General features: G+C 72.3%; 7 protein-coding genes. All 7 read right to left on the bottom strand.

Annotation, left to right across the window (positions count from 1 at the left end; all coding sequences use genetic code 11):
• Positions 1–138: 138 nt before the first annotated feature.
• The 7 genes from QC385_RS38530 to QC385_RS38500 all read right to left on the bottom strand — a co-directional run bounded on the left by QC385_RS38530 (position 139) and on the right by QC385_RS38500 (position 11,886).
• Positions 139–975, bottom strand: a complete 837-nt coding sequence (locus tag QC385_RS38530) for a S1 family serine peptidase (RefSeq protein WP_279546057.1) — start codon at positions 973–975, stop codon at positions 139–141.
• A gap of 140 nt (positions 976–1,115) precedes the next feature.
• Positions 1,116–2,654: an RNA polymerase sigma factor gene (locus QC385_RS38525; RefSeq protein WP_279546056.1), complete on the bottom strand. Its 1,539-nt coding sequence runs from the start codon at positions 2,652–2,654 to the stop codon at positions 1,116–1,118.
• A 422-nt stretch (positions 2,655–3,076) separates the two neighbouring features.
• A complete protein-coding gene (locus QC385_RS38520) occupies positions 3,077–3,964 on the bottom strand; it encodes a FadR/GntR family transcriptional regulator (RefSeq protein ID WP_279546055.1) in 888 nt (295 codons plus the stop codon).
• Between the two features lie 161 nt (positions 3,965–4,125).
• Complete coding sequence (locus QC385_RS38515) at positions 4,126–6,381, bottom strand: ATP-binding cassette domain-containing protein (RefSeq protein ID WP_279546063.1); 2,256 nt, start codon at positions 6,379–6,381, stop codon at positions 4,126–4,128.
• Between the two features lie 111 nt (positions 6,382–6,492).
• Positions 6,493–7,251, bottom strand: a complete 759-nt coding sequence (locus tag QC385_RS38510; protein ID WP_010034909.1) for an NUDIX hydrolase — start codon at positions 7,249–7,251, stop codon at positions 6,493–6,495.
• Between the two features lie 130 nt (positions 7,252–7,381).
• Positions 7,382–9,250, bottom strand: a complete 1,869-nt coding sequence (locus QC385_RS38505) for a glycogen debranching N-terminal domain-containing protein (RefSeq protein ID WP_443033098.1) — start codon at positions 9,248–9,250, stop codon at positions 7,382–7,384.
• A 692-nt stretch (positions 9,251–9,942) separates the two neighbouring features.
• On the bottom strand, positions 9,943–11,886 hold the full coding sequence (locus QC385_RS38500) for a DUF4192 domain-containing protein (protein WP_279546053.1): 1,944 nt from the start codon (positions 11,884–11,886) through the stop codon (positions 9,943–9,945).
• Positions 11,887–11,932 lie beyond the last annotated feature (46 nt).

Here is an 11,932-nt window from a genome sequence, read left to right as displayed (position 1 = left end):
GGAGGCAGCCGCCCGTCCTCATTCTCGCGAGTCCGCCAAGGCTCCGCCCGGACGCCACGGCGTGGTTTCTGCACGCCGTGTCGGCCGAGATTGCGCACGATCTTCACGCATGCGCTCAACCGAGCGTGCGCATGAGCCTCACGTGTGCGCCCAGCCGAGCGTGCGCATGATGTCGGACACACGCATGTACACCCCTGGGCTGCCGGCCCGACCGCAGCCGATCCCCCAGGACACGAGGCCGATCAACCGTCCCTGGGCCACCAGCGGCCCCCCACTGTCGCCCTGACAGGCGTCCCGGCCTCCCTTCGCCTCCCCGGCGCACAGCATGCTCCCGGCGTCGTAGACGCCGCCCTCACCTCCCGGATACGCCTCCTCACAGAGAGCGTCGGGGAGCACGCGCACGCGTGCCGCCCGCAGACTGTTCGGGTACTCCCCGGCGCCCGAGACATCACCCCACCCGTACACCGTCGCGGCTTCGCCCACGGCATACGCGGAGTCACCGTCGGCCGCCATGTCGATGACCGAGTCGGCGGGGAGAGGCTCGGCCAGGGTGAGTACGGCGAAATCCCCGACGTTGCTGACACTGTCGTAGGCCGGGTTCACCCAGGTCTCCCGCACCGCGACCTCCCGGCCGCCGCGGTCCGAGAGCAGGTCCGTGCGCCCCGCTATGACCCTGAGGTCGGGTACGCGCTCCGGCGGCCCGCCGAGGACCTCCTCGTCCACACAGTGGGCCGCGGTGAGCACAGTGCTGCGGCCGACCACCACGCCACCGCAGAACTGCCCCGCGCGCGTACCCCCGAACCGGTCACGGCTGGACAGGGCCACCGTCCACGGGCTCTCCGACGCGTCGACGGGGAATCCCCCTATGACGACCCGGTCGGCGGCCACAGGGCCGCTGGGACCCACTGACAGGGCGATTGCCGCGGCAGCCAGGACCAGCGGTCGGGCCAGGGCTCGGGCACGGCGACGACGCATACACCCTCCTCACTCCGTGATGCCGACGAGACACCCAGCGTGATCCACCCCGTGGCGGCCCGCATCCGCGGAGGGGCATGCCGAAGGCCCGGTCCCTCCTGAAGGGGAACCGGGCCTTCGGCGTCGTACGACCGTGACGACTAGTCGAGGTAGTCGCGCAGTACCTGCGAACGGGACGGGTGGCGCAGCTTCGACATGGTCTTGGACTCGATCTGGCGGATCCGCTCACGCGTGACGCCGTAGACCTTGCCGATCTCGTCGAGGGTCTTCGGCTGACCGTCGGTGAGACCGAAGCGCATCGAGACGACGCCCGCCTCGCGCTCGGACAGGGTGTCCAGGACGGAGTGCAGCTGCTCCTGGAGGAGCGTGAAGCTGACCGCGTCGGCCGGGACGACCGCCTCGGAGTCCTCGATGAGGTCACCGAACTCGCTGTCGCCGTCCTCGCCCAGCGGGGTGTGCAGCGAGATGGGCTCACGGCCGTACTTCTGGACCTCGATGACCTTCTCAGGGGTCATGTCGAGCTCCTTGGCCAGCTCCTCCGGGGTGGGCTCGCGGCCCAGGTCCTGGAGCATCTGGCGCTGCACGCGCGCGAGCTTGTTGATGACCTCGACCATGTGCACTGGGATACGGATGGTGCGGGCCTGGTCGGCCATGGCTCGCGTGATCGCCTGACGGATCCACCAGGTGGCGTACGTGGAGAACTTGTAGCCCTTGGTGTAGTCGAACTTCTCGACCGCGCGGATCAGACCGAGGTTGCCTTCCTGGATGAGGTCCAGGAAGAGCATGCCGCGGCCGGTGTAGCGCTTGGCCAGGGAGACCACCAGACGGAGGTTGGCCTCCAGGAGGTGGTTCTTGGCGCGGCGGCCGTCCTCGGCGATGATCTCCAGCTCACGCTTGAGCTTCGGCGCGAGCTTGTCGGCGTTGGCCAGCTTGTCCTCGGCGAACAGACCGGCCTCGATGCGCTTGGCGAGCTCGACCTCCTGCTCGGCGTTGAGCAGCGGGACCTTGCCGATCTGCTTGAGGTAGTCCTTGACCGGGTCGGCGGTGGCACCGGCGGCGGCGACCTGCTGGGCGGGCGCGTCGTCCTCGTCGTCGTCGGACAGCACGAAGCCGGCGTTCTCCGTGCCCTCGGGCTCCTCGCCGGCCTTGCCGGGAGCGGCCTCCTCGAGCACCTCCTCTTCGAGAAGCTCGGCGTCGTCCTTCTTGGCGCTGGTCTTCTTCGCCGCGGTCTTCTTGGCAGGCGCCTTCTTGGCGGCCGCCTTCTTGGCGGTCGTCTTCTTGGCAGCCGCCTTCTTGGCGGGGGCCTCGTCCTCGGCGGCGGGCTCGGCTGCGGGCGCCGCCGGCGTGGCCGTGGCGGTGGCCTTCCTGGTGGTCACCGCCTTGGCCGCGACCGTCTTGGTGGCGGTGCGCTTGGCGGGACTCTTCGCTGCGACGCTCTTTCGGGTGCGCTTGGGCTCTGCGGCACTGACCATCAGCGTCACACCCTCTTCCTCGAGGATCTGGTTGAGGCTGCGCAGTACGTTCTTCCACTGAGTGGCCGGAATCTGGTCAGCTTCGAAGGCCCGACGCACGTCATCGCCGGCGATCTGCCCCTCAGCCTTTCCCCGCTCAATGAGAGCCATGACAGAGACGGACTCGGCGATCTCCGGCGGGAGCGTACGGGATGTGCTGGCCGACACGAACAACCTCTCGGAACGTTGGAAAACGGCTTCCGGCCCCGTCCACAGCGGACAGGAGCCGACCGCCGGCTTGGGGGTGGGCCGACGGCGCGGGGGGCCGGGAAGATGCACAGCGCCGTGAACGGCGTCCGTATTCCCTCCGCGGCTGTCACCTCTTAGGTCATCGCGTTCTTCCCGCGAGCGTTACGCCCAATTCGCGTGGCCCGAGTCACACCCCGTAAGCGAACATAGGCGGACAGACGCGGGCAAAGATGGTCAGACCTGGCCGTTAACCGGCCGCTCCGGCGGATCCGCGGCCCTTCGCGCCGTCGGACCCCGCGGGATCGCGTGGATCCGCGGGGTCCGACGGGAGGCGGTTCACCGAGCGGGCACTGCCACAGGAGGGGGGTGGCAGACCCGGCCGCGCCGCCCGTGGAACGCGGTCAGTGCTCGCGCGGAGCGGGCACGACGCGTTCCACCTCTGGGTGGACCGTGAGAAGTTGCCGCATCGCCGCCTCGGCCGCGGCCCCGTCGCCGGCGGCGAGGGCATCACAGATGCGGCCGTGGTGCGCCAGCGACGCCTCGGTCGGCCGGTCACAGCCCGCGATCGGACCGCCGGAGACCTGGAGGGCCGCGGACACGATCCCGGAGAGGTGCTCCAGCATGCGGTTGCCGGCGACCTGGATGAGCAGCGAGTGGAACTCGGAGTCGGCGCGGGAGAAGGTGAGCGCATCACCCTGGGCCATCGCGTGCCCCATGATCTCGACCATGTCCGCCAGGCGCTGCTGGACGTCCTCGCGTCCGTGCCCGGCGGCGAGGCGGGCGGCGAGCGGCTCGATCGTCCAGCGCAGCTCGCTCAGCTCGCGGCGCTGATCGTCGCGCTGCGGCCCGAAGGCCCGCCACTCGATGATGTCCGGGTCGAGGAGGTTCCAGTCGCTGACGGGGCGCACGCGCGTGCCGACGTTCGGGCGGGCGCTCACCAGGCCCTTGGCCTCCAGGACGCGGAGCGACTCGCGGACGACGGTGCGGGAGACCTCGAACCGCTGGCCGATCTCCTCGGGCACCAGTGGACGGTCGGCGCCCAGGTCGCCGGAGACGATCATCTGACCCAACTGCTGGACGAGTTGGCCGTGCAGCCCGCGTCCGCGGCTGCCCGCGGCGCGCCGGCCGACCCGGCCCAGCTCGGGGTCCCCGCCGTCCCAGACAGGGGCACCGACGCGGTCGACGGCGGGCGCCTCTGCGTAGGGGTAGCGGTCGAGTTCGCCCGGGCTCGCGAGGCCGGAGTCAGCGGAGCGGGCGGCGGTCATCATGGTGTGCGCAAGGGTACTCACGCATCCTTTGTCGGCGCCGTCTCCAACTCCCTTGAGGTCTTTGGTGAAAAGCACACGAAAGGGTGATCGCTCACCCCGTCGCAATTGACGCCTTATCGGAAAGAAATGGGCGTTCTGCGGGGAGTTGTGCGCATGGCCGGACTAAGGGTTACGGACAGTCGTCACCGGAATCGGCTCCGCAGTGCGGTGAGCAGATACGCGCAGAGCAGCGCGGTCAGCGACAACGTCAGTGCGCCGCCGACAGGTTGGGAGACCACGCTGAGCGCGGCTTCCAGGTAGCGCTCTCCACCGAAGGGCCATCGCGGCAGCAGCGCCTCGCGCAGCCGCACGGGAAGTCCCGCCGCGGTCCGCACGGACGGCCCTTCCAGAACCTTGTGCACCGCGGGCACGACGAGGAGCGGCACGGCGGCCACGGCGGCCAGTCCGGCCGTGGTGGAACGGAAGACACCTGCGGCCAGCACGCCCGCCCAGGCACAGCCGACCACCAGCCCGATCCAACTCGCACTCAGCGGAAGCCAGTCGGCGGGAACCTGGGCGAGCTCCCGTCCGTAGACGAGATAGAGCACCTCGGCGTCGCAGCCGACGGTGAGGGCGGCCAGCATCAGCGCGGTGGCCGTGGCGACGAGCAGTTTGGCGGCCAGCAGCCCCAGCCGACGGGGCACGGTGCCGCCGTCCGCAGCCAGGGCGGGGTGGCGGAACTCGTCGCCGAAGGCCAGCGCGCCGAGCAGGCCGGCACCGAGCGCCGCGGGTGGCAGGGGCAGTTCCTGCGGCCACGCGGCCAGCAGGCGCGGCTGAGGGGTGTGCCCGATACGGGCGAGCACGACGGCGGTCACGGCGGACACGACGAGTACCGCGGCCCCGGTGATGAACCCGGTGCCGATCCCGGCGGCGCGGCGGATTTCGTAGCGGAGGGGGCGGAGGGGGCTGGGGGCGGGGCGGACGGAGATGGGAGGCGGCAGCGGGGGCAGCGCGTCAAGTGTGCGGGCTGTGCGTGCGGTGCGGGTGTCGGCGGGGTGGAACGTGCGGGGTGTCGTCGTTTCGTGAGGATGGGCCTCGACATTGGACGCGTGGCCGGTCGAGAGGGCGTCCGGACGCTCGTGCGGCTCCGCGGCGGGCTGCGCGTGCCCGGCGGGGAGCAAGGGCTCGACGGTGACTGGCTCTGCCGCGTCGGCAGTGGGCCGTAGCTTAGCCGGGCGTGGCGGCTCAACGGCGACGGCCACGGGGGCTGCGGGGACCGCTGGGAGCGCTGGGAGCGGATCAGCGTTATCCGGGTCGGCGGTGACCGCGGTCGGCTTCGGCGCGTCGAGGGTGGGTCGCGGCTCATCGTTGGCGGCTGGGGGCGCAACCGTCGCGCCAGGCGCTTCGGTGACGTGTCCCGCCTCGGCACTCGTGCCATCCGGCTCCACACGGACGATCTCGATCGTGTCGGCAGACGATTGCGCCGCGTCGGTCCTGTGCAATTCGCGCGCCGCCTGCCCCGCCTTGCCCAGGCCCGGGGCGCTGCCGCCCTGCGGCTCGTCTGCGTGCACGGTTCCCGCCCCGGGGCCCATGTCACCGATCTCGTCGGCCAGTTGGTGTACGACGATGCCGTGGCGGAACGCCGTCTCGCCGATCTCCGCGCAGGTACTGCCGTACACGGAGAGGCGGTTGCCGCCTTCTCGTACGACCTCGACGGAGCGCTGAGCGGTGCGGGCCTGCTTGGCCAGGAGGGCCGCGAGACGGGCCGCGTGCGGGCTGCGTACGGCGACCCGGGGGCGCAGGCGGGTACGCGAGAACTCCACGGCCTCCTGGTCGGCCACGAGCCTGCCCTGTTCCAGCGTGACGACGCGGTCGGCGGAGCGCGCGGCCTCCTTGGGGTCGGCCGTGGTGAACAGGACCGTGCCGCCCTGGGCGGCGTGGGCGCGCAGCATGCCGTGCAGCCAGTGGCTCTCGCGGACGGACAGCCCGTCGGCGGGGCCGTCGAGGACGAGCGTGTGCGGGTCGGCCAGGAGGGCGCAGGCGAGGCCCAGGCGGCGGTCCATGCCGCGCGCGAGGGCGCCGAGGCGTTCGTCGCGCAGGCTCACGAGCCCGACCGCCTCGAGCACTTCGTCGGCGCGCCGGACCGGGACACCTGCGGCCGCACACAGCATGCGCAGATGACCGCGGACCGTGCGGGCCGGGTGCCCCGGCACGTCGCCCAGCAGCACACCGACCTCGCGCGACGGATGAGCGATGCGGTGCAGGGGGCGGCCCCGGAAGTAGGTGAACCCACGGCCCTGCTGGAGTTCCAGCATGAGTCTGAGAACTGTCGTCTTACCGGCGCCCGGTGCTCCGAGCAGCGCGGTGACGCGGCCCGCTCGCGCCTCGAAGGAGACGTCGTCGGCTGCGGGCGGAAGCTCTTTGCGGGGGTTGCTGGTCAGTCCGAAGGCCTGGATCACTCGCAGCAAGATAGCGCGCTATGTCCGGTTTTTCGGGCAGCACGAGGCCTGCCTCGGGCACGACCGTCACCCCTGTCCGGGCAGCGGGCCCGTGGTGCTCCGGACTCGGGGTCACACCTCGGGGCGCAGCATCGGGGGGTTGAGCAGAGTCGCCCCACCGGCACGGAAAAGCTGAGCCGGGCGGCCACCCTGGCGGGTGGTCGTCCCACCGGTGGGGACGAGGAAGCCCGGCGTGCCCGTGACCTTGCGGTGGAAGTTGCGCGGGTCGAGCGCCACGCCCCACACCGCCTCGTAGACACGGCGCAGCTCTCCGACGGTGAACTCGGGCGGGCAGAACGCAGTGGCCAGCGACGAGTACTCGATCTTGGAGCGAGCACGCTCCACTCCGTCCGACAGGATCTGCGCGTGGTCGAACGCGAGCGGTGCGACCGGTTCGGCATCCCGCCCGTAGCCGCCCTGCCGCAACAGTTCCTCCACCGGAGCCCAACGGGCGTTGCTGGCGTCGCCGCCTGCCCTGGGCGCTGGCAGGTCGGGAGCGAGCGCCAGGTGGGCGACACTGACGACGCGCATCCTGGGGTCCCGCTTGGGGTCGCCGTAGGTGGCGAGCTGCTCCAGGTGCGCTCCGTTGTCCTGGGCGGGGACGGACGGGTCGTGGACACGCAGCCCGGTCTCCTCGGCCAGCTCGCGCGCCGCGGCCTGCGCCAGGTCCTCGTCGGCCCTGACGAAACCGCCGGGCAGTGCCCAACGCCCCTGGAAGGGGGGTTCGCCCCTGCGTACCGCCAGCGCGCACAGGGCATGGCGGCGCACGGTCAGCACGACCAGGTCCACGGTGACGGCAAAGGGCGGGAACGCTGACGGGTCGTAGGGCATGCGGCGATCATAGTCGTCTGCCTGACGATAAACACTCCTTTCACCGGTCGCATCGGCGCCTGATCCACTTCGGCCGGATGGGAACTTCACTCTCCGGCCCGGTCGTCCAGAAGTTGAACGTCGCACCAGGTCACGCCCCCAATTGAAGTCCGTCGGCCGCTTCCTCGACCATGGCGAGGCCGAGCCGACTGACCCGTACGGAGAAGGGGGCGCCCGCGATCCGCAGTCCCGTGAAGCCGACCTCGCCCAGGGGTGCGCTGCGCATGGGGCGCAGGGTGACCGTCCCTGCCGGGGCGTCGGGGCGGATGCCGACGAGCGTGGTCAGCAGCAGCACTCCGGCGGCCGCCGATGTGGCTGCCGGACGGCAGGCCGCCGGATGCGGGAGGGGAGCGCTCCCCTCAGTGCGCTGTTCCCCTGCGTACATGTCAGGTAGCCGGTGGGCGAAGGTCTCGGCGGCCGCGAGCACGCCGTGCAGCAGGGAGGTCGCCTCCTTCTCGTAGCCGGTGGCGGCCAGGCCCGCGACGGCGAGTGCGGTCTCCTGGACCCGTACGGCCCCGGCACGGTGGCCGAACGGATTGAACCCCGGTTCCTTCACGCCCAGTCCGCGCAGGCCCCAGCCCGAGTCCATGACAGGACTACCGAGCAACCGGGCGAGTTTCTCGGTCTGCACCTTGTCGAGCAGACCGGGGGCCGAGGTGCCTTCGCCCAGCAGGCCGGTGTCGAGGAGGTGGACGGCGGCCGCGCCCAGATGAGGCACGGGTCTGCCGTCCGGGGCACGGGCAGCCGCGGGCCGGCCGCCTGCGAGGTCGTCGACCCAGAAGTCCCTGCGGAAGGCGGTTCTCAAGGCCTGCGCCCACTGCCGGAGTGCCACTCCGCCCGTGCGACCGCAGGCGTCGAGCAGGTCTGCGCCGAGGAGCGCGGCACGGTGGGCGTGCGCCTGTGTCTCGCAGCGGACGGGATCGCCGGGGTGCGGATCGCGCAGGTACGGGTCGTCGCCCGCGGTGGTTCGCAGCCAGGTCAGACAGCGCTCGGCGACCGGCAGCAGCTCCTCCGTCTCCTGCTCGCCCAGGCCCCAGCGACGGGCCTCTGCGAGCAGCGCCGGGAAGAGCAGCGTGGCCTCCGTGCCGGTGCACTGCGGCGGAAGGTGCGGGCCTGCGTCCCGTCTCGGGCCGGGAATCATCCCGGACTGCGGTCCCGGGCCGGTGAGTTGGGTACGGGCGAGGATCCGCAGCGTCCCCGCTGCCAGGCCCGTACCGAGCGGCAGGGCCATCCGGGCGGCCACGAGCGCGTCGGCGGGGGCGAGACCGCAGCGCCAGGGTGCACCGGCCGCGAGGTGGGTGTCGGCGGGGTTCGCGGAATCACGCAGCAGGAGGGCCTGGAGGTCCTCGATGCTCGTTCTCAGGAATACGGGGACTCTCGGGTCGTCGCCTTCGCCTCGCGCGGCGGCAAGGGGGCTGGTCGCCGCACGGCCCACGGCTCGGAGGGGACCGACACCGTCCGGCCGCACCCGCAGTTCCACGCTTCTGCTGCCGCCCGGCGGCAGGTCGAGCTCCCACCGCAGCAGCCCGGCCGAGGCCAGTGCGTCCGAGGGAGGCGGTGCGGCCGTGACGGACGCATTGCCGGTGGCGCAGGACCACCGCAGTCCGGAGTCGTGGACACTCGCGGGGAGTTCGGGTCCGGGGCGGCCCGAGGCGATCGACCCGAGGTCGGCCAGGTCCGTGCCCAGGGACACTTCGACCGGCAGACGCAGCGGACGGGGTGCCGCGCTGTGGAAGGTGATCCACTCCGTGCCGTCCGCGAGACGGTTGCGTTCCACGACGACGTCCGGATCCGGGCCTGCCTGCGGTGACGTGCGGAGCGTGCCCACGAACCTGGCCCGGTCGGCGGCAGCCATGCGGGCCTGCACGGCGAGCGGTTCCCGCCCGGCCACGCGGATCTCGCACCGCGAGAGCACGCGCCGGCCGGCGCGATAGAAGCCTTCCAGCCCCCGGCCGGTCATCTGCCCTCCCTCCGTCGAGATGGCCAGACCGGGAAGCGCGACGCAGATCATCATGGTGTGGGCGGGCGGCAGGTCGTCAGACCAGCGCAGTCCGGGGATAGTGGCACCCCGCGGAGGCCCGGCGGGCTGCCCCGCGGAGGACGGGCCCCGGCTCTGAGGCAAGGGCGGCGGGGGCGAGCCGTACTCCGACGCGGCACCAGGACGACGGTTCCGGCCCGCCCCATAGGGAGACGAACGGCCCCGGTCCGGTGTCGAGGGCGGACACGAGCCCGGGCCGGTGGGCAGCGAGGCGGGCGAGGCCTCCCCGGGGAACCTGGGCCCAAATCCGTCGACGTGTGCCGCCGGCCGCGGAGGGGCGTCATGGGCTCCTGGCTTCGGAGTCCCGGCCCCGGATCCGGCCCCAGGCAGCCCGCGGCCGGGGTCCGACGCCCGGGGCGGCGGGGCCCCGCCCGGGGCGTGGCGGTCGTCGGCAGCGGAGGAGGGCGGAGTCGGCTGATGCATGGAGAGGCTTCCTCTGCGCTCTGTGCGCCTCGATCGAGTTCGGCGCCGGTGCCGGAGGGCTCCGACGGGGCAGGGGCAGTGCGACGTCACGTCCCATCCAGGCGTTCCGCCACTCAGGTGAACGGCGTGAACCTCCTCCGGGTCACGCCCGCGTCCCCGCCCCGGGCGCGTCGAGGCCGTCAGGAGGACACTCACTCCTCCCCCTCCGTCTCCGTGCCCTGGCCGGGCTGTCCGCCTTCCTTGCTCGTGTCGTGGCACGGCAGGGCCGCCTTCCGCGACGTACGCGCACGCGTGCCGCCCGGGTGGGCACTGGCGGACCGCGCAGCACCCGCGGTCAGCCGGCCGGTACGCGTGCCGGCTTCTACGACCCTGGCAGGGCGCGTGGTGCCCGTCGGAGTACGCCGACGGGGCACCCGTGCGCTCGGCACGCGGCCTCCTGCACGGGCACCACTCGGGGCCGCGCCGACGGCACCGGCGGACCGGGCTGGACGGGTACGGCGTCGACGACGTGAGGGCACCGCTGTGGACGCGGGTGCGGGCTCCGGCTCGGGCTCGGGCGCGGCTACCTCACCTGTGGCGACCTCGTCGGCGTCCGGCCGAGCCGGGGGGCCGGCCTGCTCCGCGACGGAGCTGTCCACTCGCCCGACGGAGTCGTCCGCCCTGGCCGGGGACCTGCCCACCCGCTCGGTAAAGTCCTCCGCTTCAGCCAGGGGACGGTCCATCGGCTCGGCACACCCGTCCGCCCGGACCGGGGAGCAGCCCGCCGGCTCGACACCCCCCTCCGCCCGGGCCGGGGAGCAGCCCGTCCCAGCATCCAAGCCGACGGTCCGAAGGTCCGAGTCGACGGCCCGAGCATCCGAGCCGACAGCTCCCGGGCACTCCCGGCCTACGCGCTCCGCTCGCAGGCAGCTGCGGATCGACTCCGGGTCCAGGCCCTCGTTGCAGGCCTGGTGCAGGAGGCGGGCGAAGAGATAGTCGGGATCCGCGCTCAGGGCCATGGCGAGGGCTTCCCTTGCCTCCAGCTCGTCGCCGGTTGACCATGCGACCCAGCCGGCAAGGGTGAGGGGAGCAGCGGCGTGCTCGCCGTAGGGTCCGACGCAGCGGCGGGCCAGCGACCGCCATAGGCGCAGGGCGCGTCCGGCCTCGTCGCCCTCCATCCACTCGGCCGCGCGGTCACGGGTCGCGCGGTCCTGGAGGCCGAGGATCAGCCGGGCTGCCTCGTCGTGCCGGAGAAGTTCGTCGTCGCGGAGATCCGCCAGGAGCATGCCGGAGACGGGCTGTGCCCCGGCGAAGCGGTCCAGGATCCGCCCGGCCAGTTCCAGTGTCTCGTCGGCCACCTCGGCACGGCCGGCGTCGTCCAGGATCCTCGGGACCAGCGCGAGGCTGGCGGTGTCCAGGGCGGCCTCCTGCTCGAGAGCGGCGGCGTTCTCCCAGGGGAGCAGCCGGGCCCGCAGCTCCCTCAGTGTGCCGCGTACCTGGATTCCCGCGTAGGTGGCAGCGGCGGCCAGCACCGATGTACCCGGCAGGCCCATGGGAGCTCCCTCGGGCGAGCAGCATGTCGTGTTGTCACAGCAGTAGGACCAGTAACGGCCGTCGGAGATGCACAGCGCCTCGACCACCGTCACGTCCAGGGAACCGCACTCCACACGCAGCTTGTGGGCCAGCGGCCTGAGCCGCTCCATGACCTGCCGGCCGGACTCCCCCTTCTCCGGTTCCTGGCAGAGGAAGGCGACCATCGACTCGGGGCGGGCCCCTCGGCGCTCGCTGCCCTTCACCAGGCCGTGGGCCAGTTGCCGGGCCGCTGACGGCCAGTCGTCCGGGTTCGCGGGGATGCCGAGCCGGGCCCGGCCCCCGAACCGCCCGCGCCCGTCCCTGTCGTGCAGGGCGACCAGGACGATGCTGTCCTCTGGACGGTATCCGAGCAGATACGGCAGGGCGTCGGCCAGTTCCGCCGGGGTACGCAGGGTGACCTGGTGCTCGCCGCCGTGGCCGTCGTACGCGGGGCTGGGGATGTGCGGCCCGGTTCCTTCGCTTCCCCGCTTCTCCTGTCCACCGTCCCTGTGCCTGTCGTGCGCGTCGGGCCCGGTGATGTCGCCGTTTTCAGAGGATCCAGTCGTTTCGCTGTGGTTCGTCATGCGAAGACGATCTCGCGGAATCCGAAGCTCCGCTTGACCCTGTGGA

This window comes from Streptomyces sp. DH10, assembly GCF_029813805.1.
Lineage (GTDB): Bacteria > Actinomycetota > Actinomycetes > Streptomycetales > Streptomycetaceae > Streptomyces > Streptomyces coeruleofuscus.
Note: the sequence above shows the minus strand (reverse complement) of the source record. Positions and strands in the feature narration are given on the sequence as shown.